This window comes from Chryseobacterium sp. YIM B08800 (assembly GCF_026163565.1).
In the GTDB taxonomy this organism is placed as follows: domain Bacteria; phylum Bacteroidota; class Bacteroidia; order Flavobacteriales; family Weeksellaceae; genus Chryseobacterium.
Genome location: NZ_JAPDKN010000003.1, coordinates 37823 through 64231, shown reverse-complemented (window position 1 = coordinate 64231; position 26409 = coordinate 37823). Strand labels below are relative to the sequence as shown.

General features: G+C 33.2%; 23 protein-coding genes and 1 pseudogene. 9 read left to right on the top strand and 15 right to left on the bottom strand.

The window, feature by feature from the left end:
• Window positions 1–104 precede the first annotated feature (104 nt).
• Together gdhA and OEW74_RS01690 are read left to right on the top strand one after the other, a co-directional pair.
• Entirely contained in the window at window positions 105–1463 is a 1359-nt protein-coding gene (gene gdhA / locus OEW74_RS01695; RefSeq protein ID WP_265426837.1) for an NADP-specific glutamate dehydrogenase, read from the top strand.
• A gap of 138 nt (window positions 1464–1601) precedes the next feature.
• Window positions 1602–1964, top strand: coding sequence for an iron chaperone (locus OEW74_RS01690; protein ID WP_265426836.1), 363 nt, complete (start codon window positions 1602–1604; stop codon window positions 1962–1964).
• A gap of 98 nt (window positions 1965–2062) precedes the next feature.
• Here the strand turns inward: OEW74_RS01690 and OEW74_RS01685 are convergent, their stop codons facing one another.
• The 3 genes from OEW74_RS01685 to OEW74_RS01675 all read right to left on the bottom strand — a co-directional run bounded on the left by OEW74_RS01685 (window position 2063) and on the right by OEW74_RS01675 (window position 5071).
• Window positions 2063–3508, bottom strand: coding sequence for a hypothetical protein (locus OEW74_RS01685; RefSeq protein WP_265426835.1), 1446 nt, complete (start codon window positions 3506–3508; stop codon window positions 2063–2065).
• 103 nt (window positions 3509–3611) lie between these two features.
• Window positions 3612–4100 (bottom strand): YkgJ family cysteine cluster protein, encoded by a 489-nt coding sequence (locus OEW74_RS01680; RefSeq protein ID WP_265426834.1) that lies wholly within the window; start codon window positions 4098–4100, stop codon window positions 3612–3614.
• Window positions 4100–5071 (bottom strand): ion channel, encoded by a 972-nt coding sequence (locus OEW74_RS01675; protein WP_265426833.1) that lies wholly within the window; start codon window positions 5069–5071, stop codon window positions 4100–4102. The genes OEW74_RS01680 and OEW74_RS01675 overlap by 1 nt, the downstream gene beginning before the upstream one ends.
• A gap of 154 nt (window positions 5072–5225) precedes the next feature.
• Between OEW74_RS01675 and OEW74_RS01670 the strand changes: the two genes are divergently transcribed.
• Entirely contained in the window at window positions 5226–5606 is a 381-nt protein-coding gene (locus OEW74_RS01670; protein ID WP_265426832.1) for a group III truncated hemoglobin, read from the top strand.
• A 31-nt stretch (window positions 5607–5637) separates the two neighbouring features.
• Here the strand turns inward: OEW74_RS01670 and OEW74_RS01665 are convergent, their stop codons facing one another.
• The 10 genes from OEW74_RS01665 to OEW74_RS01620 all read right to left on the bottom strand — a co-directional run bounded on the left by OEW74_RS01665 (window position 5638) and on the right by OEW74_RS01620 (window position 15772).
• On the bottom strand, window positions 5638–6708 hold the full coding sequence (locus tag OEW74_RS01665; RefSeq protein WP_265426831.1) for a calcium:proton antiporter: 1071 nt from the start codon (window positions 6706–6708) through the stop codon (window positions 5638–5640).
• 66 nt (window positions 6709–6774) lie between these two features.
• Complete coding sequence (locus OEW74_RS01660) at window positions 6775–7113, bottom strand: DUF6122 family protein (RefSeq protein ID WP_265426830.1); 339 nt, start codon at window positions 7111–7113, stop codon at window positions 6775–6777.
• A 6-nt stretch (window positions 7114–7119) separates the two neighbouring features.
• Window positions 7120–8346 (bottom strand): hypothetical protein, encoded by a 1227-nt coding sequence (locus OEW74_RS01655; RefSeq protein WP_265426829.1) that lies wholly within the window; start codon window positions 8344–8346, stop codon window positions 7120–7122.
• A gap of 89 nt (window positions 8347–8435) precedes the next feature.
• Entirely contained in the window at window positions 8436–10430 is a 1995-nt protein-coding gene (locus tag OEW74_RS01650) for a hypothetical protein (RefSeq protein ID WP_265426828.1), read from the bottom strand.
• Window positions 10431–10520: 90 nt separating this feature from the next.
• A complete protein-coding gene (locus tag OEW74_RS01645) occupies window positions 10521–11189 on the bottom strand; it encodes a hypothetical protein (protein WP_265426827.1) in 669 nt (222 codons plus the stop codon).
• 69 nt (window positions 11190–11258) lie between these two features.
• Complete coding sequence (locus tag OEW74_RS01640; RefSeq protein WP_265426826.1) at window positions 11259–11978, bottom strand: DNA alkylation repair protein; 720 nt, start codon at window positions 11976–11978, stop codon at window positions 11259–11261.
• 14 nt (window positions 11979–11992) lie between these two features.
• A complete protein-coding gene (locus OEW74_RS01635) occupies window positions 11993–13279 on the bottom strand; it encodes a cation:proton antiporter (RefSeq protein WP_265426825.1) in 1287 nt (428 codons plus the stop codon).
• An 11-nt stretch (window positions 13280–13290) separates the two neighbouring features.
• On the bottom strand, window positions 13291–13926 hold the full coding sequence (locus OEW74_RS01630) for a DUF4919 domain-containing protein (RefSeq protein ID WP_265426824.1): 636 nt from the start codon (window positions 13924–13926) through the stop codon (window positions 13291–13293).
• The gene (gene hflX / locus OEW74_RS01625; RefSeq protein WP_265426823.1) at window positions 13926–15158 is read right to left on the bottom strand and encodes a GTPase HflX; all 1233 of its coding nucleotides are present in this window, start codon (window positions 15156–15158) and stop codon (window positions 13926–13928) included. The genes OEW74_RS01630 and hflX overlap by 1 nt, the downstream gene beginning before the upstream one ends.
• 179 nt (window positions 15159–15337) lie before the next feature.
• Entirely contained in the window at window positions 15338–15772 is a 435-nt protein-coding gene (locus tag OEW74_RS01620) for an META domain-containing protein (RefSeq protein WP_265426822.1), read from the bottom strand.
• Between the two features lie 87 nt (window positions 15773–15859).
• On the opposite strand from OEW74_RS01620, the gene OEW74_RS01615 reads away from it, so the two are divergent.
• Both OEW74_RS01615 and OEW74_RS01610 read left to right on the top strand, forming a co-directional pair.
• Complete coding sequence (locus tag OEW74_RS01615) at window positions 15860–18058, top strand: S46 family peptidase (RefSeq protein ID WP_265426821.1); 2199 nt, start codon at window positions 15860–15862, stop codon at window positions 18056–18058.
• A gap of 242 nt (window positions 18059–18300) precedes the next feature.
• The gene (locus tag OEW74_RS01610) at window positions 18301–19515 is read left to right on the top strand and encodes a spondin domain-containing protein (protein WP_265426820.1); all 1215 of its coding nucleotides are present in this window, start codon (window positions 18301–18303) and stop codon (window positions 19513–19515) included.
• 75 nt (window positions 19516–19590) lie between these two features.
• Here the strand turns inward: OEW74_RS01610 and OEW74_RS01605 are convergent.
• A pseudogene (locus OEW74_RS01605) lies at window positions 19591–20265 on the bottom strand (ATP-binding protein); the annotation flags it as partial.
• A gap of 111 nt (window positions 20266–20376) precedes the next feature.
• Here OEW74_RS01605 and OEW74_RS01600 point away from each other — a divergent pair.
• Genes OEW74_RS01600 through OEW74_RS19660 form a run of 4 tightly spaced genes read left to right on the top strand, consistent with a single transcriptional unit; the run spans window position 20377 to window position 24710 of the window.
• Complete coding sequence (locus OEW74_RS01600; protein ID WP_265426819.1) at window positions 20377–21030, top strand: TnsA endonuclease N-terminal domain-containing protein; 654 nt, start codon at window positions 20377–20379, stop codon at window positions 21028–21030.
• A 2-nt stretch (window positions 21031–21032) separates the two neighbouring features.
• The gene (locus tag OEW74_RS01595; protein WP_265426818.1) at window positions 21033–22868 is read left to right on the top strand and encodes a Mu transposase C-terminal domain-containing protein; all 1836 of its coding nucleotides are present in this window, start codon (window positions 21033–21035) and stop codon (window positions 22866–22868) included.
• Window positions 22849–23730: a TniB family NTP-binding protein gene (locus OEW74_RS01590; RefSeq protein ID WP_265426817.1), complete on the top strand. Its 882-nt coding sequence runs from the start codon at window positions 22849–22851 to the stop codon at window positions 23728–23730. The genes OEW74_RS01595 and OEW74_RS01590 overlap by 20 nt, the downstream gene beginning before the upstream one ends.
• Entirely contained in the window at window positions 23730–24710 is a 981-nt protein-coding gene (locus OEW74_RS19660; protein ID WP_416207894.1) for a TniQ family protein, read from the top strand. Before OEW74_RS01590 ends, OEW74_RS19660 begins: the two co-directional genes overlap by 1 nt.
• Here OEW74_RS19660 and OEW74_RS01585 read toward each other — a convergent pair.
• Window positions 24705–26402, bottom strand: coding sequence for a hypothetical protein (locus OEW74_RS01585; RefSeq protein WP_265426816.1), 1698 nt, complete (start codon window positions 26400–26402; stop codon window positions 24705–24707). The two genes, OEW74_RS19660 and OEW74_RS01585, sit on opposite strands and share 6 nt — an antisense overlap.
• Window positions 26403–26409 lie beyond the last annotated feature (7 nt).

Genomic DNA, 26409 nt, shown 5'->3' with positions numbered 1-26409 from the left:
ATTTTGATTCATTATTATTCAATTTTCAGCAATTATCAAATATGCTATTGTGAATCTTGAAAAAAAAATTAAATTTGTTGGCATAATATTCAACCCTACCTAATATGGAACAATATAATATTGACCAGAAAATTCAGGAGTTTATTGCTAAAATTGAGGCAAAAAATCCTAACGAACCGGAATTTTTACAGGCAGTAAAAGAAGTTGCTGTAACTGTGATTCCGTTTATCTTGACAAGAAAAGAATATACCGGAATGAAGCTCCTAGAGAGAATGGCTGAAGCGGAAAGAATTATTATTTTCAGAGTTCCATGGGTTGATGACAAAGGTGAAATTCAGGTAAACAGAGGTTTCAGAATTCAGATGAACTCTGCAATCGGACCTTACAAAGGAGGAATTCGTTTCCACCCTACTGTAAACCTTTCTGTACTTAAATTCTTAGCTTTCGAGCAAGTTTTCAAAAACTCTTTAACGACTCTTCCAATGGGAGGTGGAAAAGGTGGTTCAGACTTCGATCCTCAAGGAAAATCTGATATGGAAGTGATGCGTTTTTGCCAAGCTTTCATGACAGAATTGTGCAAACATATTGGTCCTGAAACTGACGTTCCTGCGGGAGACATCGGTGTTGGAGCAAGAGAAATCGGATATTTATTCGGTCAGTACAAGAAAGTAAGAAACGAGTTTACAGGAGTTCTTACCGGAAAAGGTCTTGCTTACGGTGGTTCATTAATCCGTCCTGAAGCGACTGGTTACGGTGTTGTTTACTTCGCTGAACAAATGCTGAAAACTATCGGACAAACTTTTAAAGATAAAACAGTAACTGTTTCAGGTTTCGGAAACGTAGCTTGGGGAGTTATCAAAAAAGTAAATGAATTGGGTGGTAAAGTGGTTACACTTTCAGGACCGGATGGTTATATTTACGATAAAGACGGTATCGACGGAGAAAAAATAGATTATTTATTAGAGCTTAGAGCTTCAGGGAATAACAGAGCTGAAGATTACGCTAAAAAATATCCTTCTGCAGTATTCCACGCTGGAAAACGTCCTTGGGAAGTTAAATGTGACGTGGCAATTCCTTCTGCAACTCAGAACGAATTACACCTTGAAGACGCTAAAATGTTGGTTGAAAACGGTTGCGTTTGTGTAACTGAAGCTGCTAATATGCCTTCAACTTTAGATGCTATTAATTATTTCCTTGAAAACAAAGTATTGTTCTCTCCAGGAAAAGCTTCTAACGCTGGTGGTGTAGCTACTTCAGGATTAGAAATGACTCAAAACTCTATCAGACTAAACTGGACTTCTGAAGAAGTTGACGCAAGATTGAAAGAGATCATGATCGGAATCCACAAAGCTTGTAGAGACTACGGTAAAGAGGAAGATGGCTATGTAAACTACGTAAAAGGCGCAAACATCGCCGGATTCGTAAAGGTAGCTGAAGCAATGCTTGCTCAAGGTGTAGTATAAAAATATAAAGGTTGGGAAGTTTTCCCGACCTTTTTTCATAAAACCTGTCCCGGGATTATAAATGGGAAAAAGTAATAGTGAAAGGGGAAAGCGTTGAATATATTCAACGCTTTTTTTATTTTTAATAAAAATTTAAAGATGAAAAACACCTTCAAAACTATCGATGAATATTTTCTTTTATTTCCGGAAGAAACTCAGCTAAAAATGGAGATTCTCAGAAAACTAATCCATTCACAAAATACTGATTTAGAAGAATATATTGGTTATCAAATGCCTGCTTTTAAATATAAAGATAAACCTTTGGTATATTTTGCAGCTTATAAAAATCACATTGGTTTTTATCCGCTTCCCAAAGCAATTGTCCATTTTGAAAATGACTTTATTGAAAGAAAATATAAGTTTTCGAAAGGTGCTGTACAGTTTCCTCTGAAAGAAGATTTACCGTTGAAATTAATCGAAAAAATGGTGGAATTTAGGATAATGGAAATAAACAAAACCTGAAACATTAAATTTCAGGTTTTATACAAATACTTTTTACAATTTTAAAAACTCGAAAAAGGGACAAGCTACGCCTTGTAAAAAATGAAACAGTACAAATATTATTTTTTACATTGAAGAGAATAGTCTGCAAGAATCTGCATCAACCCTTCTTTTGTTTTGGTATCATATTTAGAAAAATCTAAGGCTGAACATTTCATATATTCATCAAAAACCGCTTTAATCTTTTCAATTTTTCTTTTCCCAAAAGCACCTTTTTCACCTAGATAAACTGCTTTTGGCTGATGAGATAATTTGATAAAAAAATCTTCTGGAGTTTTGATATCATTTAACACAAAGTTTCCGTCATTTTCTGAAACGATTTCACAAAATACACTTCCTCCTAAGGAGCTAGTTCCAGACACACCTAAAAAGCATTTTTCTCCAGCACAAAATTTTACATCGTCTTTAGCTTTATAAAATTCGCTTTTACCATTTACATTTAATGTGACTGTATTACCATAATTTGTTAAGTCACCCATACCTTTTTGCCTTCCTAACTTTGCATCAATAGATTCAAACTCAATAGTTATAGCCCCTTCTTTTTTTTCACCTTCTTTATTAATGACATATCCTGCAATATTGTAAATATTTTTAGAATCTGCTTTCGCTTTATTCTCTGCATTCTCAGATTTTTGGGTTACATTATCTCTAACAGCCTTCGCGGAAGCTTCAAAAACTGGTTTCATATCTCCTAAAGTATAGCCATTTGCATACAGTTTTTTTACCATTCGGTTTGCAATTTTATCTACTGCAATTGGAATCTTAAATTCGAGACCATTTTTAGCAGTCATCGGGATTTCTTTGTTATCATAGGTATAAATTACTAACCCTGTGCTTTCATTCGTCATATCACTATCAGAACAAGGAAGCTTTGCGACAAGAATTTTATTGATATCAAAAACTCGATATTCAAAAAACTTATCCATCATTGATGAGCTTTTGAATTTTGATTGCGAAGCATCGATATTTAGTCTTGATATTGTTCCGATTAGCTTTCCTACTTTATCTTTTATATTTCCATCATAATCGATTGAAACTCCTGTAGCATCCTCATTTGTTGCTTCCACTTTTTGAGCAGAGACACCATTTTTCCTAGCTTCGGAAAGCGAACGGTCTTCGGCAACAAAAAATTCACTTACTTTTGCTTCGTCAATCCCTTCTTTTGTAATAAGACCGTTAGCCAAAGCATTCTGAACAATAAGTTTTCCCATACTGAGAGTAAACCCACCTTCAGTGTGTTTGGACTCTTTTACAATATTGTTTGTACTTGTGTATTCTACCCAACCATTGTCAGACTGTGTCCCAACTGTTCTTCCGTTGATAATAGTCGCAGTAAATTGCAGTTTATCATTAAGATTGCTGAATTTGTATATCCTGCCCTTATCATCAACTTTTGCTACTGCTTTTTCATCTAGAAAAAGTTCTCCTTTTTTGATTTTTATTTCCTGTGCGAACAAGGAAATGCTTGCAAACATCGTTGCAATGAGTACTAATTTAGTTTTCATCATTTATTTAATTAAAATTTTTGCGTTTTTGAAGTACCAAATATAAAGAAAAAACCTTGAAGTTTATTCAAGGCTTGTTTATTTATCATTTTCTAAACCGCAACTATTTGTTCAAATTCTTCATCATACTTTCTACAAACTCAAAAGCAGCCGGACAAATCACTGTATTTTTTATCATTAAATGATTAATCTGGTAAATCTTTTTTCGGTCTGTATGCGGATATTCTCGACATGCTTTTGGACGAACTTCATAAATAGAACAGGTATTATCATCATTCAAAAAATAACACGGAAGATTTTGTAAGACTTTGTCATTATCTTCATCTACACGCAGAAATTTAGCTTCAAAATCTGCCTGTTTCATGCGTAAATGCTTTGAAATTCTTTCTATATCTTTTTCAGTATAAAGTGGACCAGTTGTTTTACAGCAATTGGCACATTGAAGACAGTCTACTTTCTCAAAAACTTCTTCGTGAGTTTCTTGAACAACATAATCTAGGTTTTTGGGCGGTTTTTTCTTTAAACCATCCAAGAATTTCTTATGCTCTTTCTGCTTTTGTAAAGCCTGTTTTTTGTATGATTCTAAATTCATTATGATCTTTGTATATCAAAAACCGGAAGTTCCACTTTCTGATATTCATTAATTTTATCAAGATCCAAAACGGTTGAATCTTTCTCTTTATCAGGATAATACATCGCGACAAATTTTGCTCCGTAAATTATTTCATTAGAAACATACGATGACCTCTGAACAACTGTATTTGAAAAAACTTCATCAAATGCTCTTACATGAACGATAATTTCAATATTTGTATTTTTAAAATCATCTGCAGAAAACCCTAAAAAAGGAGAATTTTCATCAATCTTATGAACTACCGTCCAGTTCAAAGCCAAAGTATTAATTTTACTTAATTGAGTTTCTAATCGGTAAAAATTACTTTTCACAACTCCTTCTTCATTAATTTCTATTGCTGTTGAAAGAGTAACATCCGCATCTGTCAACGCATTGTTTTTGTAAGGCGCCAATCTGAACATCAATGCCGTAGCATCCTGAAAAGGAGCAATCACAGCAATATCTGAAAATCTGAGATAAGCTCTCGGTCTTGAAAATCTACCATAAAATAAACCCGTTGCAATGGCAAAGGTAAGCAATCCTAAAAATGCTTCAAAAGTAGCCACCAAACTTGCCATAAAACCTACAGGAGCAATTCTTCCGTATCCCACCGTCGTAAATGTTTGTGAGCTGAAGAAAAATACATCAATAAACTCATCCAAAGAATTACTTTTATCAATTCCAGTAAGATGTTCTACCCCGATTAAATAATAAATACATGCAAAAACCAAATTGATGAGAATATACATCACCACTAAATAAGTAATAAATCGAAATGAAGATAAATTCAGCATCGTATGATACCAACTCAATCTGTTGAGAACATTCACTCCCCTTCTTCTTACATTGGGAAGACCATCTTTATTGATGAATCTTCCAGAAGCACGACTTCCAAAACCACTGTTTTCAGTGTTTTCCTGGCGAATTTTTTTTCTGAAACCTTTTGCCATATTTTAGAAATTCATTTGTGTGTTTTTATATTTTAGTTTAAAAAAGATAAAATAATCTACAAAGATAAAATATTGTTTTTATGAATTTTATCAATTCAATGAGCTTCTTTAAGATTTAGAATTAAACTAAATTTGATAAGGTAAATTCATTACAATGAAAAATTTAGAATCAAGAGAAGATATAGAATTATTGGTTAATTCATTTTACGACAAAGTAGTAAAAGATGAAACGATCGGTTTCTTCTTTAAAGACATCATAAAAGTAGATTGGGATAAGCATTTACCAAAGATGTATTCGTTTTGGGAAACAATTTTATTCGGGCAAATGAGCTATAAAGGAAACCCGATGGCAGTGCATTTTCCCATCAACCAATTGGAAGCAATGGAAAAAAGACATTTTGAAAGATGGCTTGAGTTATGGAAACAAACGATTGAAGAGAATTTCACAGGTCAAAACGCTTCTATGGCCATTACAAAATCTGAAAACATTGCCAATCTGATGGCTTACAAAATGGAAATGGCGAGAAAGCTTTAAAAATTTAGGGTTTCGAGTTTCGAGTTTAAAGCTACGGAACGATTACGGTAAAAATATAAGCTGCTAAATTCACCAGCAAAACGGTTCCGTACAAAACATTGGTTTTTCCTCGGCTTAAAGACAACATCACAATAAATACAGACAAAGTAAGAAGTATAATATCTTTTTTATCAAGACCCAAAACCAAAGGAATATCATACATAATACTCACTGCAGAAATTGCAGGAATACTCAATCCAATACTCGCTAAAGCCGATCCTAAAGCTAAATTTAAGCTCGACTGAAACTGATTATTTCTCGCTGCACGAATTGCCGCCAAACCTTCCGGAAGAAGCACAACACCTGCAATAATAACACCCACTAAAGATTTGGGAGCACCCATACTTTGCACCATATCTTCGATTGTTTTAGAAAGTCCTTTTGCCATTAAAACAACAATAATCAGACATACCACCAACAAGAAAAAGCTTACAATTGCTTGCGTTTTATTAGGTATAAAATGTTCTTCTGCATTTCCGTCTGCAGGTACAAAATAGCTTCTGTGTCTCACCGTTTGCACCATTAAAAACACACCATAAATGACAAGACAAGCAATAGAAACAAAAATTAATTGAGCATTATTATAGTAAGGTCCATTGACACTGGAAGTATAATTGGGAAGCACCAAAGTGATCACCAAAATAGAAACAATACTTACGAGATACGTTGTGGCAGAAGTTCGGGCAAAAAACTGTTCAAAATATTTTACACCACCCACCAATACACAAATACCAATAATTCCGTTGAGGATAATCATTACAGCTGCAAAAACTGTATCTCTGGCTAAAGTAATGGCCTGTTCTCCACCTGCAACCATTAACGAAACAATAAGCGCAACTTCAATAATTGTGATACAGAGCGCCAAAATGATCGTTCCGTAAGGTTCGCCAACTTTATGAGCGACTACTTCTGCATGATGTACAGCAGATAAAACACTTCCGGTTAATAAAATTCCTGCAATAATATCAGAAATAATTCCTTGTCCCATGAATCCTGCAAAGTAGTAAATTACAGCAAGAACGGGAAAAATATAGGTGTATTGTAAAAATTCTTTTGGCTTCATAAAGTGATTCTAAAATATAAAAAATCTATCAAATTCACAATATTAAAAGAAAATATTAATAATATTTTAATGACACCACAAAACAAAATCCTGATAATCAGTCAACATATGAAAGAGCAAACCGATGCCAATAATTCTTAAATTTCCTTTAAAAAAGAGCAGCAAAAAATAAACCGCAATTGCATAATAAGAATGCAAAAAATGAAAACCTACACTCATTCTGTCGGGATCGAAAATAGGATTCGCAAACAAATGGTCGAGATCAACCAACATGGTCGCCAAAAGAATAAAATACACTCTTTTCCATTGATTACGGTAAAAAACGAACGCAATAACTGCAGGAAAAGCCAAATGCAGAAAGTAATGTGTACATGTTTTAAGTAAAGCAATTTCAGGAGGACACATCTTATTTTATCTTAAAATTAATGGATATTTTTCTTTTTTAAATTTAATTTTCATCGTGTAATCCTGATTTTTATTTCCGTAAAAAAGGTATTCTATTTCTTTAAAAAATGGATTATTTAAAGTTTTAAATGCTGAAAACAATAAATGATTATTTTTGATGAAAATATAATTTTGTTTTTTGGTTTCGTTTAATGCAACTGATTTTCTGGTAGACATTATAGAAATCTGATCCTTATTTGAACTAATTAAATTAGGCTGAAAAGGAATTGCCGTCAACTGATTTTGCGCATTCATCCATTTTTTATGCTGGAAATACTCCAAAGTTTTATTTGGATTGGAAGATTGAAGCAGAATTTCATAATCGGGCTGAACGATTTTCTGATAAGAAATTTTTTCAATTTCATTAAAGTTATCGTCGTAACCATAACTGATAATCGTATCGTTTACTTCCGCAAGATTAGCACTCATTTTCAAACGATTAACTAATAAAGAATCTGAACTATTTTCTTTAAAAACAGAACTTATTTTTTTTATATTTTCTGAATCTAATTCAGCATTAAGAAATTGAGTTTCATTATTTAAATCTGAAATTAATGATTCAAAATCGATAGAATTCGTTTCGTTTTTTATTTCAATTTCGTCATCTTTTACATTGATTGAAAAGTTTTGTGTGCGCAATTCTGAAAGAAAAGAAAGGCTTCCCAAGCCATCATTCATAAAAGAATCTGCATTCAAAACCTGATTTCTGAATTTTTGAGATAATGGTTTTCCAATATTATTAAAATTCAGGTTTGACGTTCCTACAATACATTTTTCGCCATCAATTTTTATAAAAAACTGATCGTTTTTAAATTGATCTTTTCCATTATTTACAAATTGACGATTCTTTAAAAATTCTGAAAACTTCGCCTGATCTTTGATTTCTAAAACAGTGTACCATTCAGAAATTTTGGTATTGTTTAAATGAAAAATCTGCAGAAAATCCGGGATTTTTAAACCGGAATCAGAGACAGAGATTTTGTTTTTATCTTTTTCAGAATCTTCAAACCACTTTGAAGGATGCGTTAAAAAGCTGAAAATATATTGTCTTGTCGCTTTTTTAACATCAACCAAAACAACAACATCTGCATTTTCGGGAATGTATTTTAAGCTTTTATCTTTATGAAAAAACATAAAATAAATTCCAGCCGAAAGCAGGATTATAATGACAAGAAAAATATATTTTTTCTTCATGAATTTTTTACAAAATTATCTTTTTTGGCTACAGCCAATTTACATTAAAATTAAGAAAACGGGCTAAAGCCCGTTTCTATTGATACCTTTTAAAACGTTTTTGAAGGTTTTTCAGACTCTGAAATCTTGTATATTTCATCAAACAAATCGAAGAAATACATCAAACTGTTTTCTGAAGAATTTTTAATATTATAATTCATTTCCGTCTGAATGCTTCCGCCTTTTGCTTCAGTTTTAAAATAAACCTCACCTACATTTTTTCTTAAGAAATCTAGTGTTTTTCTTTCAGATTTACTTTTAAATTCTTTATCTAAACCAATCAAAAGCTTCTGAATATTTAATCTTCCGGACAAAGGATATTTAGAAGAATCTTTCATCCACTGCTTAGAAACTTCAGACTGATTATTCGCATTGACATTATCTTTCGAAGTCGTCACGTAAACAATTCCTTCTTTTACCGTGAAAAATAACTGATCAACATATCCGTTTTTATTTTTCTCATCTTTAAAGACGTAAAACTCGCCATTTTTAGAGAAATTTTTGGCAAAAACTTTATTGGAAGTCAATACATTGAAAACACGTTTCCAATAGTTTTCGTTTTCCGTAGCGAAGGCAAACGTAAAATCGGGAACCATCACATCTTTGGTTTTCTTTACTTCTTTTTCGTTATAATCGTCGTCGTAATCGTAATCGGTGTATTCTACGTTTTTAGATTTCAATTCATTCAGAACGAAAATTCCGTTTCCGGGAGCAATTTTTGCAATAGCTTCTTCATCCAAAACAATTTTCATCGTTTCCATCATCAGTTCCATTTCTTTCTGATATTCAGTTTCGCCCGTATTTTTCAGCAAGCCGTACATCATATCAAAATATTTAAAACCATTCACATTCATCACATAATAACCCACACTTTTATCATTGATTAAAGCAGTCAGTTTTTTGTTTTTCTTCCCTTTATAAACCTCAGAAATATTCTTTTGTGTTTCAGGATCTTTATGCTGATAATTATTAACGAGCCTTACTTTATCTTTATCGAAATACAGGTTGTAAGAAGTATTCGAATTATACATTTTGCCTAAAACACCCATAAAATTGAAGTTTGCAGGCATTTTGCCGTAGATTCCTTCGTTCACAATCTTTCCGTAATCTGCGTAGATAAAGACATCCGAATTAGGGTCTCTGAAACTTAATAGATCTTTGGTCACCGAAAGTTCACCGTTTGAATTGAAATACTCATTAAAACTATTTTCAGCAAACTTTTTAACGATTTTAAATTTTTCAATATTCAGCGAATCCATTTCTTTCTGATAAGCGGAATCTACTTCATAAGGATCTTCACTATAATAATCATCCTGCGAAACTGAAGGTGGCAAAATTTCTACGTTTGGAGTATAAACAGAATCTTTTACAGCTTCATCCGATTCGGGAACTTTCTTTTCTTCCGGATATTTGTGATGCTTTTCAAGGTATTTAATGTCTTTCTGGAGCTTTGAGATTTCAGCATTATTATCTTTAATGCTTTCTTTTAAATATTTAATATCATCTTTCAGATATTGAATTTCTTCTTTATAATCGAATGGTTTTTCTTCTTCCACATACGCACTGTCAATGGCAACAGCAGCACTATCTACCACCATTGCAGCACTGTCTGCAGCTGCAATATCATCCATCCAGCTTCCTTTATAAGGCTTTTCGTAGCTAATTAGGCTCAAAACAGCACGTTTTCCGTTCCAGCCAACAAAAATATTGTCATCAATATCGACGTATGAGTAATTATTTTTCTTAGTTACCTCCTGCCCTTTTTTCTTGATCGAATTGATAAACTCCTGAAATTTTTCAGGATTTTCTAAAGTAAAATGCGTGTTGTAAGACTTCACAGAATCATTCATCGTTGCATAATGATACTGTGTGGCATCGTATTTCACTCCTGTTTTAGAATAATCATTCCACGATGCTTTTTTATTTTTGTCTTTATCTTTTGTAATTTCCTGTAAGAAAGGATTGAATTTTTCCCAGTTAACTTTTTTATTAAGCTGTTTTCCGTTCACTTCCATGTAAAAAACCACATTCTGTGGAATTTTCATGTTATTTTGTGCAAAATTTAGCACAAAACAGAAAAAAATTAAAAAAATGGTTTGTGTTTTTAAAAGTAGAGATTTCATATTTGAGTTTGGTTATTGTAGAATAATATTGTTTTGAATCTGTTTTTTCTGAAGAATAAAATCTAAGATATTTCCGTTCAGCTTTAAGGCTTTCTTGTTGGGAGACAATAAATAAGCGGAATTAGATTGAGATTTAATGATACTTTCAAACTGTAAGATCGAAGTGTATTTTGCATCATTAAAAATCTCTTTATCAGCTTTACTCAGTTTGTCGTAATCACTTTTGAAAGTATTGATTTTATTTCTGGTGAAAGTCTTTTTGTCCGAACTTTGACTGTAAATTTGGGTAGGAACCATTTTTCCTAAAACATTTTTAGCCTTAAGTTGCTCTAATCCGGCATTTATATTTTCTATTTTTTTGAAATTACAGCTTAATTTAAGAATGTAATTATCAAAATCCATAGAAGTTTTAACGTTGGATATTCCGGGAACGCTTTTAAAAATTCTTGCAGCTTCGTTAATTTTAGCTTCAATTTCAGCTTTTTTAGGAACTTTTTTCCCATTTACGGTTTCCATTTTTGAGATGGAAGCCAATCTTGTTTTGCTTTTACTGGCATTCAAAATGAGCGAATATTCTCCGCTTCCGTCTGCTTTGACATTTACTTTATCAAGAATATCAAAACAGCTTGTCAAAAGAAATAAAGGGATCAGCAGAAAAATGTGCCTGAAATATATTTTCATAAGTTCGTGTTGAGAAGCAAATTTACTTAATTTTTAATTTACCTCTTCAAAAGGTGAAATCAATCATGTTTAAATTCTGCCTTTCAGATAATCCTGACGCAATTCTTCGTCTAATTTTTCGATGGCATAACGAAGGCAGGTTCTTGGCATTTTTTTGTAATATTGATTTAAATAGGATATTAACTCTGCCTCATTTTTGTTTCCCATTTCTCTTAAAAGCCAGCCGTTTGCTTTGTGCATCAAATCATGCGGATGATAAAGATTTTGCGTAACAAACTCTTTCGTCAGTTCAAATGAACCCTTTTTTATATAATGCATCGTTCCTACAACAGCAATTCTTTTGTGCCACATTTGGTCAGAATCTGCAAGTGTTCTCAAAAGGTTTTCTTTCTGATTTTCAAAAGCATATCTGCCTAAAATTTTATAACAGCTCGTATCAACCAGATCCCAATTATTAACAAAATCAAGATGTTTAAGATAGAAATTGATGATTTCTTCTTTTACGGATAGATCTTTTGTTTTTTCAAATTTTGAAATCAACATTATTAAAGCCGTTAAACGATGCTCATGATAAGGCGAAGAAAGCAACTCGCTCAATTCATCTAAAGAAATTTTAGCATAATATTCTTTGGCAACAGTTCGTTGATCGGGAACTTTTACTCCCAAAAACAAATCACCTTCCCCATATTCTCCTTTTCCTGTTTTGAAAAACTTAGGAAAAAAAGCTGCTTTTTCGGGAATGGATAAAACAACTAATGATTCTTTGATTTCTTTAAGAATTGTACTCATTGATTTATAAAAGATTAATGACCTTCTTCTAAAGCAATACTTTCCTGCTCTTGTTCTTCTTTGGCAATCTGCTTAGGATTGGCAACTTTAGCAATCGTAAGACCCTGAACAACAATAGAAAACACAACCACACAATAAGTAATACTTAAAATAGCATTGCTGTATTCGTTTTTCGGAATCGACATTGCCAAGGCGATGGAAACACCACCTCGAATTCCACCCCAAAACAAGACTTTTATTGTTTGCGGACTAAATCTCGTTCTGAAAGACATAAATTTTGTAGGTCCCCAAATTGAAGCAAATCTCGCACAAAGAACCACAACAATCGCCAATAATCCAGGAATCATGTAATGGTTTAAGTCTTTAATCATCAACAATTCAAACCCAATGAAAAGGAACAAAACAGCATTCAGAATTTCGTCAATCAGCTCCCAGAATTTAATCAGATAATCCTGAGTGATGGATTTCATTTTAAATTTAACATTAAAATTACCCATAAATAAACCTGCCGCAACCATCGTTAAAGGACCGGAAACATGCATTTGTCTTGCGACAAGATAACCTCCCATTACTACAGCAAGCGTTACCAAAACCGAAATAATATAATCATCAATCTCACGCATCAATCTTGAAGTTACCCATCCTAAAGCAACTCCCAAAGCCAAACCTCCACCCGCTTCTTTCGCTAATAAAACTGCAATATTTTCGATTCCTAAATCTATTTCTTTTCCTACAGCCAACTGTAAAACCACTGTAAAAACCACAACCGCCATACCGTCATTAAATAATGATTCTCCGGCAATTTTTGTTTCTAAAGATTTGGAAACATTCGCTTGTTTTAAAATACTTAAAACCGCAACTGGATCGGTAGGCGAAATCAATGCTCCAAATACCAAACAGTAGATAAATGGAATTTTTAATCCTACCAACGGCAACAAATAAAACATTCCGAATCCTACGATAAAGGTAGAAATAATCACCCCGGCTGTTGAAAATATAAGAACCGGCCGAAATTGTTCTTTTAAATCATTAATATTAATATGGATTCCTCCTGCGAAAAGAAGGAAATTAAGCATTGCTCCCATCAGAACTTCGGTAAAGTCGATACTGTTCATCAAATCATTCAGATGACCGAATGTTTTAGGAAGAAAGTTTTCACCAAACAAAACCAAAATGATCGATACCACAATGGCAATAACCATAATCCCGATAGTACTCGGAAGTTTTAAAAACCTGTAGTTGATATATGCAAAAATTGATGCTAATACGATGAGTGCTGAAAATGAATAATATAATTCCAAAAATTTGTTGTTTAAAAAATTAAGTTTAAATAAAGTACTTTGATATAAATTTTGTTGCCGTCTTTTTCCCAAACGTCAATAATACCGTCTTTCAGTGTTTTAGAACTTCTGGTATAACCTTGTCCTACATTCATCACATTGAGGAAGATATATTCATCTCCCACGTTGTTTACTTTATAGGCGGTTTTTTCTGATTTACCGTCTCCCGAATTTTTTATAGCACCTGTAAGAAGTCGCAGTTGTGCGATGTGATGCGAAAAGTTGCTTATATCTTTTGTCTGATCATAAGCACGGAGCAGAATAAGAATCACATCAAGGTTGGTAGGATCTTTTGCGTAAAGTATTTTACCAAGCCTGATGCATTCTGTAAAATTATTGCTCTTGAAAGCTTCTGCCAACTCTTTAAAATCGTCTCCCGTTTGAGAAACCAGATCGTTTCTGAAGTTTCTTCCGTAGTACAAATGCTCTGCTTCTGTACTGTCTATTGATTTTGGAAGCCCTTTATATTTAAAAATAAGTCTGTCGTAGTTGTAAACAGACCTTGGATTGCTAAGATTTTTTTCGATATTTTTCAAATCGAGCTTTGTCTTTTGGCTCAAACCAAAAAACGGAAGAATAAGTAAAAAGAATACAATTCTGTAATTCATTAATCTTCTTTTTCTGATGCTTCGTCTTCGTCGTTATCGAAATATTCGAAAAGAAAATCGTTGTACGGAAATCTTGAAATATGAATCTTCATTACCTCATCATACACCAGTCTTTTCATTTCTGGGAAATTTTCTTTCGTAAGAGCAGAAATGAAAACTGCAGGATGTTTAGATTTTGCCATCCATGTTTTTTTCCATTCTTCAAGAGAGACATTTTTGTTTGAACTTGGCGTAAGATCATCTTCATCTTTTTTCTCGTAGCTGAAATCATCAATCTTGTTGAAAACCATAATCATTGGCTTCTGATGCGCATTGATTTCCATTAAAATCTGATTTACAGACTCGATGTGATCTTCAAAGCTTTCGTGCGAAATATCGACCACATGAATCAAAAGATCAGCTTCACGTACCTCATCCAGAGTAGATTTGAAAGATTCGACCAACTGAGTCGGTAATTTTCTGATGAAACCTACGGTATCTGTTAAAAGAAAAGGTAAATTTCCGATTACTACTTTTCTTACTGTTGTATCTAACGTTGCAAAAAGTTTATTTTCAGCAAAAACATCAGATTTAGAAATAGCATTCATCAATGTTGACTTTCCTACATTGGTATATCCTACCAAAGCGGCACGAACGACTTTTCCTCGGTTGTTACGCTGGGTTGCCATTTGTTTGTCGATGATTTTCAGTTTATCTTTCAGCAAAGATATTCTGTCACGGATAATCCTTCTATCGGTTTCAATCTCTGTTTCACCGGGACCACGCATTCCGATTCCCCCTTTCTGTCTTTCAAGGTGAGTCCACATTCTTGTCAATCGGGGAAGAAGGTATTGGTACTGAGCCAGTTCTACCTGAGTTCTTGCGTAAGAAGTTTGAGCCCTCTGTGCGAAAATATCGAGAATAAGATTGGTTCTGTCGAGAATTTTTACTTCAATTTCTTTTTCAAGATTTTTAAGCTGAGAAGGAGATAATTCATCATCAAAAATAATGGTTCCTATCTCGTTTTCCTTTACATATTCTTTTATTTCCTGTGCTTTTCCGCTTCCTACAAAAGTTTTAGAATCGGGCTGGGTTAATTTCTGAGTAAAACGTCTGTCTACCGTAGCGCCTGCTGTGAAGGCTAAAAACTCCAGCTCGTCCATATATTCCTGCAACTTATCTTCATCCTGATTTTGGGTGACAACGCCCACCAAAACTGCCTTTTCGTAGTTATGTTGTTTCTTTTCTAGCATTAATTTCTGTATAATTTATGAGATTTACAAGATAATATTTTTAATCTAAAAATGCAACTCAAGTCTTTAAAAACAGGGATTTTCCGGAAAATATTTATATTATTTCTCTGGATAAGAAATACTTATTCTTATTTCAAAAGAATACTTTGTTTTTTTAGCTTCTGAAAACAAAAGAGAAATTAATCCCAATCTGCTGCAACAAATTTCATCTGAGCGCCTTTTTCATCATAAAGACTAAGAAAATGACCATTAATTTCATAACGAGTCATTTTTTCAAAAACTTTTGTAAACTTATCTTCGATTTCCATTTCCTGACAAGCCATCAATGTGCTACCCAATCCGGAAATTTTCACTTTGCTTTTAGACTTAAATTCTAAAGTAAAAAACATTCTGTTGCAACCCATCATGGCTGTACCTCTTATTTTTCCGTTTTTGATAGGTTCGGTAAGGTTGATTTCTGCTTTATTTTTCACAAGCTGTTCTTTGGTGAAACCATCAAACGAAACCATCATCCATTCTCTTTGATAGTGCTGATTATTCGGCTTTACAGCGGAACAATTTACAACTAAAACTAGAATAAAAAAGGCGAAAAGAAATGATAAAATGTTTTTCATATCACCCTCCCTCCCATTTTCATACCAATTGCTGACAAATTATCGTAAAAATTAGTAATTTAGCCCCACAAAAAATTATTTTATAAAATGAAAAGAATATTTTTACTATTCACTTTCTTATTAGGCTTTGCTCAAATGAGGGCAGACGAAGGAATGTGGCTATTGATGCTCATCAAACGACTTAATGGAGTAGATATGCAAAAAGAAGGTTTGCATTTAACTCCGGAAGAGATTTATTCTGTAAACAATTCTAGCTTAAAAGATGCTATCGTAAGCTTTGGAGGTTTTTGTACAGGAGAAATTGTTTCAGACAAAGGTTTGATTTTTACCAATCACCACTGTGGGTATGGAGCTATTGCAGCTGCTTCAACTCCTGAAAAAGATTACCTTAAAAATGGTTTCTGGGCAATGAACCAGAAGGATGAGTTTAACTCTAAAGATCTTTATGTAAGATTTTTAGTAAGAATGGATGATGCTACGCAAAGAATCAATTCTAAACTAAACGACAACATGTCTGGAGCTGAAAGAAAGGCAATCATCGATGCTGAAACAAAAGCAATCCAGTCAGAAAATTCTGAAAACGGAAAATATACTGTTGTAGTAAGAGATTTCTTCAACGGAAATGAATTCTATTATTTCGTTTATCAAGACTATAAAGATATCAGATTAGTAGGTGCACCACCATCATCTTTAGGTAAATTCGGAGGTGATACAGATAACTGGGAATGGCCAAGACATACTGCAGACTTTACAGTTTTCAGAGTATATGCTGATGCTGCAGGAAATCCTTCGGAATTTAAGCCAACCAACGTTCCTTTAAAGCCTAAACATTTTTTACCTGTTTCTCTTAAAGGAGTAAAACCTGGTGATTTCTCAATGATTTTAGGATACCCTGGAAGAACAAACCGTTACCTTACTTCTTACGGTATCGATCAGATGGTTAACAAAGATTATCCGGCTTGGGTAGAAGCTTCAAGACTTGCAATGGATGTGATGAAGAAGTATATGGATAAAGATAAAACAACTCAGCTTGCTTACGCTTCACAATATGCTTCTGTTGCCAACTACTGGAAAAACAGACAAGGAACAATTGATGCTGTAAAAAAGAACGGAACAATTGCCGATAAAGAAGCTTCAGAAAAAATCTACAGAGACTGGTCAGAACAACCTAATAACGAAAGCTATGATGGTGTTTTAGAAAACATCAAAGGGTACTACAAACAAGTATCTAATAGAAACGTTGAAAGAAACTATGCTTCTATTCTTACAAGAAATACAAAGTACATCAGTCTTGCTTATCAATTAAGCAGTCTTTTAGACTCTTATGCTTTGCAAGATATGAAAGGAAGATTGGCAATGAAACCAAAAGTAGAAGAAGCTATTAAAAATGCTTACGAAAGCATCAATACTGATCTAGAATCAGAAATGATTACTTCTATGGTTAAACTTTACCAAAGTAAAGTAAACCCAGATGTTGCTTCTAAAACAATTATGGAATTAGACGCAAACAACCTTTCAAAACTTGCAGCTTCATCAATTTTCGCCAACAAAACTTCAGCTACAAACTTCATGATGAACCCAGATCGTTTGAAACTGGATGCAGATCCGCTTTCAAAAATCGCAAAAGGAATCGTGGCTGATCAGAAATATTCTGCAGAAAGATTTGTAAAGGTTGACGATGGCTTTGCTAAAAACAACCGTCTTTTCTTAGGAGGTTTAATGAAAGCTATGCCTGAGAAAAAATTCTATCCGGATGCAAACTCTACCATGAGATTAACTTACGGAACGATTGATACATTACCAATGAGAGACGACAGAAACTACTTTGGTATTACCGAAAACTATTACACAGATATGAATGGTTTGGTAGGAAAATACAAAGCTGGTGACGAAGAATTTGATCTTCCACAAAGAGTAATTGCTCTTCATAACATGAAAGATTACGGTCAGTATGCAGATAAAGCAGGTTACATGCCTGTAAACTTCCTTTCTACTAATGATATTACAGGAGGTAACTCTGGTTCTCCGGTAATTGATGCAGACGGAAACCTTATCGGTATTGCATTTGACGGAAACAGTGAAGCATTGAGCGGAGATATCGTATTCGAAAACGAATGGCAAAAAACAATCAACGTTGATGTTCGTTTTGTTCTTTGGACAATCGATAAATATGCAGGTGCAAGAAGATTAATAGACGAACTAAAATTAGTTAGAGACGAAAATACTCCAGCTGATACAGGAAAATCTAAACTAAAAACTGTTGCTCCAGCAAAAAAGAAAAAATAATCTTTTCAAAAATATTTTTAAAACCGTGAAATTTATTTCACGGTTTTTTTGTTCCCTATTTTATTCATTTAAAACGAATAGTTTTTCATAAAAACACAATCTCATAAAATAATTAAAATTTTAACCACTAAAAATCAACACCTTACATGTTTCACTTCAATAAAATGATATTTTTTTGTCAGGATTTTTAAATAACTCCGACTATAATTATAAATCAATTATAACTATAAAAAATACTTTTTATGAAAAAGAACATTTTAAAACTAGCAACGCTTAGTCTTGGGTTTATGACAATTTTCGGACTTACCTCTTGTGATGATGACGATATGATGATGGAAAGCTCTATGGAAAAAACAATTACTTTTGAAAATATTGTCGCTCCAAAAGATTTTGTGGAAAGTGGAAGTTTTCAGGGAACCAATACTCCTGTCATTATGCCCGGAGAATCTGTTTCCGTTAAATTCAGCGCAGGCAAAGCACAATCTTTAATGTTTGCAACAATGTATGGTGCTTCGAAAGATTGGTTTTTTGCGTCAAAACAACCCGGAATAAAATTATTTGATGCTAACGGAAATGCCATTACAGGTGATGTTTCTTCAGAAGTTTTATTGTGGGACAATGGCACAAAAGATAACGCAACAGGAACTGCTCAAAGCAATCCTATCTCACAGGTAAACGTAAATGCCTCTCAATTGGTTAAGCTTAATCTTAGCTATGATATTACGAAATCTGAATTTACCTTAACCATATCAAATACTTCAGGCGGAACAGCCAACGAAACTCCTTTATCACCCGGAGTTTGGGCAGTTTCAAACTACAATGGTTCGCAATTGCTAAATTCGGCTCCGTTTTTCACACCTAATGCTTTATCAAATCCTGAAATTACAGATATAGCTCAAATGGGAGATATTACCAAAATGGTAACAAAACTCAATGCAAATACAGGAATAATGACCGGTCTTTCTCCAGCGTTGGTCGTGGTTTACAGTGGCAACCAAAATCCTATTTATCAATTAGGACAGTTGGATTCCGGGAATGGCTTAAAAGAAGTTTCTCAGACTGGAGATGTTACGAAACTTCAGAACAGCCTAAAAGCCATGTCTAATGTAAAAGGGGTTTATGTCGCAGGAAATGCTCCTGTAGCACCAGGAAACAAAGTGATGACCAATTTTAAATATACATCAGGAGATAAAATAGCTTATGTAACAATGTTTGGTTTTTCTAATGACTGGTTTTATGCGAATGAACAAAGTATTGACGCAAATACCACAGGAGATTTAACTTCAAAAACTGCTTTATTTGATTCCGGAACGGGTGTTAATCAATATCCAGGGGCAGGAAATCGCCAAGCTTTATTTGGTGGAACTCCGCAAGCAGAAAGCATTGTCATTTCAAAAGTCGGAGCACAATATCCTATACCTGCAGTACAAAATGTCTTAAAAGTTAGTATCAATTAATAAAACATCAAATGATTTCAATGAGCATCCCCGAATAATAATTCAGGGGTGCTTTTTATTTAGACAAAACTGGTATCAGACATTCCAAAATTCACGATCAAGGCTTCTGTATTGTATCGCTTCTGAAACGTGATGAGACAAAATATTTTCAGATTCTTCCAAATCAGCAATTGTTCTGGCAACTTTAAGAATTCTATCGTAGGCTCTTGCTGAAAGATTTAGTTTTTCCATTGCCATTTTGATAAGGTTAAAGGATGCATCATCCAATTCGCAAAATCGTTCCAATTCACGTGAACCAATTTGAGCATTATAACTGATTGACAAATCTTTATATCGTTCATTCTGTATCTCACGAGCAATTAAAACCCGCTTCCGAATGTCTTCACTTTTTTCGCCTTTTCTTTTTTCGGCTAATTGTTCAAATTCAACTTTTTGTACCTCAACATGAATATCAATTCTATCTAAAAGCGGACCCGAAAGTTTATTCATATACCGCTGCATTTCAAAAACGGAAGAGGTATTATTGGGGTCATCCGGAAAATATCCGCTCGGGCTGGGATTCATCGAAGCAACCAACATAAAACTTGAAGGATAATTTACCGTAAATTTTGCTCTTGAAATTGTGACTTCACGATCTTCCAACGGTTGTCGCATTACTTCCAGAACCGTTCTTTTAAATTCCGGCATTTCATCTAAAAATAAAACGCCATTGTGAGCCAAAGAAATTTCTCCCGGTTGCGGATAACTTCCTGTAACTTAGCCGAGTAGATGATAAAATTTGGCTAAAACTTACTATTTTTCACATAAGTATCTGATAATTTACCGCCATTTTCATTAGACTACACCATAAAATAACAAAACATGGTGATAATTAGTTTTAAAAAGTCAAGAAAAATTGGGAGAAATTCATTAAGCCTCACAGGACAAATAACAAGCATTAAAAATAATGACACTGTTGAATTTGAATCCCAGCTAGAGAGAAATTTAACTTACATTTTAGAACGACGATTAGACGTTGAAATGTATTGCGAACAACCAATTACTATTGAGTATTTTGAGGGGAGCGTAAAAAGATATTACACCCCGGATTTTTATGTCAAGTATTTTGGTGGATCTGAAGAGCTTATCGAAGTTAAATACCAAAAGGATTTGTTAGAAAAAAAAGAAGTTTTGGAAGGAAAATTTCGAGCAGCAAAAGAATTTTGCACAGGAAACAATATGTCTTTTCGAGTCATAACTGAAGAAGATATAAATTCCGATGAGCTTTTTAATTCTAAATTTCTTAGTAATTATAGAAGACCTCCAGTAAAAACAAACCTTGGTGATATTGAGTATATCTTAGAAACACTGGCAAGATTCGAAAAAATGACGGTTAATAATCTTTTGGATGAATGCTCAAAAAATGATCAGCGTAAAGCAGAATTATTATTTCATGTTTGGTATTTAATTAGTAATTATTTGATTAATTTTAATGAAGAAGAAAAACTTTCTATGAACACGCTAATTTGGAAATAATTATGGAGAGAGTTTATATCACTAAAGGAGAAAAGATTTACTATAATGAGGTAGAATGTATTATTACCAAAATTGTAGATATAAATACCGTTACTATAGAAGAAGTATATACTAATATTCCTCATACTGTACCTGTACATGAGTTGCACGCAAAGAATTCGATAAAAACTGATTTACTAGAGACACTTAACGATGTCGAATGGGAAAAAGCTAAAAAACGTTACGAAATTATCGTTCCAATTCTATCTAACAGAGGAAATTTAGATGCAATAAACGAAGTTGCAACAAGCAATAAAGTCAGCATCCCCACAATTTACCGATGGTTAAAACTTTTTGATGAGTCTGGTTTAGTTTCATCGTTAGCTGGAAAAAAGAAAACCGGAGGAGCTGGAAAAAGTAGATTAACTAATGCACAAGAAGAAATCATTAACAATAAAATCAATTCTGTTTATCTTAATCAATCACGTAAATCGGTTACTAAACTAATCAGAGAAATTCAATTAGAGTGTAGCAAGTTGGGGATTACATGTCCACATCCTAATACTATTCGGTCAAGGGTAAAATCAATCTCTGACGAAGAAAAATTAAGAAAGAGATTGGGCGTTAAAGAAGCAAGGTACAAGTTTGAACCACTAAAGGGACATTACAACGAAGCCACTTACCCCCTTTCTGTTGTTCAAATTGACCATACAAGGGTTGATATTATCTTAGTTGACGGATTTGACCGTAAACCATATAAAAGGCCTTGGATAACTGTTGCTTTAGATGTGTATAGCCGAATGGTCGTTGGGGTTTACTTGTCTTTCGAACCACCTGGGGCGTTAGGAACTGGAATGTGTATTGCCAATTCTATATTACCAAAAGAATTGTGGCTCGAAAAACATGGTATTAGTGCTGATTGGCCTTGCTGGGGCATTATGCACACAATACATGTTGATAATGCAAAGGAGTTTCACGGAAATATGCTAAAAAAAGCAAGCCATAATTATGGGATATCTCTACAATTCAGACCCATTGCTACTCCACATTGGGGAGGGCATATTGAGCGAATACTAGGAACATTTGCAAAAGAAATACACAATCTTCCTGGGACAACTTTTTCTTCAGAAGCTGAAAGAAAACAATATCAATCCGAAAAGAACTCTTCATTTACTCTTGACGAGTTTGAGAAGTGGTTATTAATTTATATAACGAAAATCTATCATCAACGGAAACACAGTTCATTGGGAATGTCTCCTTTGGAAAAATACAAAGAAGGTATTTTAGGAAATAATAATGTAATAGGAAGGGGTATTTCTCCAAGAATAAATGATTACCGCAGAACAAAACTTGATTTCATGCCATTCTTCGAAAGATCGGTACAAGAATATGGAATCGTTATCGATCACATTTACTATTATGATGATGTATTAAGACAATATATTCATACCACTAACAATAATGAAAGTAAAAAATACATTTTTAAACGAGATCCTAGGGATATAAGTGTTGTTTATTTTCTTGATCCGAAAACAAATACCTATTTTGATATTCCTTATCGGAATTCTTCCTACCCTCCAATGTCAATATGGGAGTATCGTGATATCATCAAAAAAATTAAGGATTCAAATGTTTCTGTATCTGAAGAAAAAATTTTTGAAGCCTACCGAGAATTAAATTATCTTGAACAAAAAAACGTTAAACAAACTGCCATAAAAAGGAGAAACATTAAAAAAGATGGTGATTTAATAAGTAATTCGTTTTCTGAAATTCATGAGAATTCGATTGACTCTCAGAGTGGAAGCGTTGAAATTATTTTACCTTTTGAAGACTTGGACGATGAAACATTTAACAGATAAAACAAAAAAATTTGTAGAGTCAGCTACAATTGAAGACAGGATTCATTCTTGCAGAAACAGCAAATGGATTGGGTACACCCAAGCTTCCAAAATTATGAATAAATTGGAAGAGCTGTTGATCTATCCGAAAACTGTCCGGATGCCCAATCTTTTACTTGTAGGAGATTCAAATAATGGCAAAACAGCAATTCTCGATAAGTTTAAACAGAAAAATTTATCCTATGTTGACGAAGATGTAAGGGTTATTAGCCCTGTTGTTCTAGTACAGGCTCCTCCCGAACCTGATGAACGACGGTTTTATAATGCCATTTTGGAAGTCCTCTATGCGCCATATCGAACATCAGAAAAATTAGATAGTAGATATTTAAGAGTTAAGAAACTATTACTTAACCTTAAAACTAAAGTTTTAATAATTGATGAAATACATCACGTTTTAGCAGGCTCTCCATCTAAGCAAAGAAAATTTTTGAATGTGATTAAGCATTTATCAAATGATCTGCAGATCTCGTTGGTTTGCGCGGGAACAAAATTAGCTTTCAATGCAATACAATCTGATCAACAACTGGCCAATAGATTTGATCCAAGAGTTTTACCTCGATGGAATAATGATATTGAATTAAAAAGGTTACTCGTGAGTTTCGAAGCTTTACTTCCACTAAAAGAAGAATCTCTTTTGATAGAACCCTCCATGTCAAATAAGATACTCTCATTGAGTGAAGGACTCATAGGAGAAATTGCCAAAATACTTGAATTAAGTAGTATTGAAGCAATCAAAAGCGGTAAGGAAAAAATAACAAAAGAGATTTTAAATAACATTGATTATATTTCTCCCGAAGACAGAAAGAAAAAATTCATTTCTTAATGGTTTACATTCCATCTCTAAAAAAGAATGTTCTTCCAATTATACTTAAGCCCAAGTATGATGAATTGTTCACGTCATGGCTTTGTAGAATGTCGGTTGAATATGGATTAAAGCCACATACTTTTTTGCAGAATTATCTCGAAGATAAAGCACCACCGCTAAGAAGAGATTTAGACTTGTTCGAAAACAATCATCTAATCAATTTTATAATTAACCATACTTCATTTCCAAAAAATAAAGTTAGAAGACTATTTTTAAACGACTTGAATCTGTTTGCATTTAAAGACTTTCAAGAAAAAAAGAGCTATATTTCAAACGTACTCCCTTTGGGTGTTTCAAATCGAAAAATTGGGATTAATACTGGAATTCAATATTGTCCTTCATGCTTAAAGCACCAACTTTATTATAAAATTAAATGGAGGTTGGTCACCTCAGTCATTTGTTTAAGATGTTACGTCCAGCTTAAAGATCAATGTCCACATTGCAAATCCCCAATAAACTTCATCAAAATTTATACTTCGAGTAATACATCTACTGTTGAGAAACTATTCCTAAATCAATGCTTCAAATGCAAGCAAAATCTTTCAGTCGATAGTGATTTAGTAAAAGCTACCTCCAGCGAAATTATCTATCAAAAGTTTATTAATGGTAGTATAAAAAACGGGTTTAACACTTTTTGCAATTACTCATTTCATTATATTGAGACTCTACTTCATTTCTCATTATTACTTGGCTCTTCACGTCAAAAAAATAATTTTAGAAATTATATTCTTGATATACATAAATTGGAGATAGAGCCAAACAAAGCCCATATTCATTATTGGTCAGTAGAGTACCGAAGAAAAATTTTGCCTGTTGTAAATCAATTTCTTCAGTCCAATCCAACCTACGAAGAACTAAAATTTTATCAAATCACAAAAAGTTATATCGACCCCGAAAACAGACTACCCTTTTGGGTGTATCAAAAGTTTAATCTATAGATGTTCTTTAAGTCTCTCAACAAGGTTTTTAACACTTTTATTGTGGTCATTTTCGATAATTTTATGATTAAATGAATGAACTAGAACAACACCCATACCTTGAAAAATATTCGTTAGTTGCTGTGCTGTTTTTATTTCAGACCAATTTAATTGGTATTCATTTATCATCTTTATTAAACATGTTTCGAGTATAGGATCTCTATTTAACACGAATCTAAGTCCTTTAACAGAATGTCTGACAAGCCCCATTCTTCCATAGTTGCCGACTGTTGAAATCAAACAGTAATTATAATCATTAATAAGAATAGATGCTAAAATGAGTGTTCCTACTTGCTTAATTTTAACTGGCGGATAACTCACATTTTCAAAATCTGAACGCTCAATCATTAAATATTCAGTTTCAGCTCCTTCACTTTTTAAAATATTAATAGCATCAAAAATAACCTGTATATAGTCAACCGTATTTTGACTGATAAAATTAATTCTAGAAACTTTATCTTTACTACTATGTTCTTTTATTAATTCTGAAACTTCTGCAATTTCGTTAATTTGCACTTGAGTCATTTGAAAATGATTTAATTGACTCTCCTTTTCAAGCTTTTTCACATTGGGTGATTGATAAAATCTTTTTCTAGAGTCATTAACAGAAACATTCAGAGGATTCAAGTTATGATTGGTTGGATTTGTAGTTGAATCAGCATCCTCGTCAAAATTATCAACCTGACCAGTTGTTGGATTCTTGTCTTCGGAGTCTTCATTTAATGATGATTTGTCCGAAATATCTTTTAATAGAAAATTATCATATTTGAAAATGCCTTCCCCAGATTTCAGACTAAAGTCTTCGATAGAAAAAGCTAAAAATTTATTTGCCGATATCTTTTTCCCAATCAATGTTAGGTTTACGTCATCACTATGTGGAATTCTAGAAGCTAAATAAGCCTTTCGATTATCCGGTTTACATTTTTCCAATGCAACATAAAAATCAGCCTTGATATGAGCTAAAGAATTAAACCCCTCTTTAATCAACATAAACTTTGCTATATTCTTGGCTTCATCATATCTTAAATATTCGGAATCGTATTTAATAATAGGTATCCCGTTTTTGTCAAAACTTGATATTGGCTGTAGCCCCGCAAAATAAACACCGTAAATAATGTTATAAATTGTAAGAGTAGATAAATAATAAAAGTAAGATAAAATGACATGTCCCGGTACAATAATCGTTGTACCATTGTGAACACTACTGTAGTAAGGTGCTCCTGAGTATATTTTGTCATCTTCGTTATAATAAGGAGGCATATAAGTATTTTGTAAATGTTTATACACCCAATTAGTCTGGTAATCTGCTTTTGGATTGAAAACAACATTTTCAAATTTTTCTATCGCTTTACTACTTTCCAGGTATTGGGGATTTTTTAAAAATCTCCCATTGTATTTAAAGTATGTTCCCAATTGGATAGTAAATGTTTGTTCTTCTAGAACGAATACTTTGTATTGCCTTTCTTTACCACTAAAATAGTAATGTACATTATCTATATTCGTAATAATTACCTCTCTTTGAATTCTATCATCTTTCCAGTAGCTATGACCTAGCCATGTCACTACCCAATAAGTAGCGGGATTATCAACTTGATCAAAAATTTCTTTTGGAATCTTTATTTTTCTATGAAAGTTTTTAAATTCTGGTAACATTTATGTA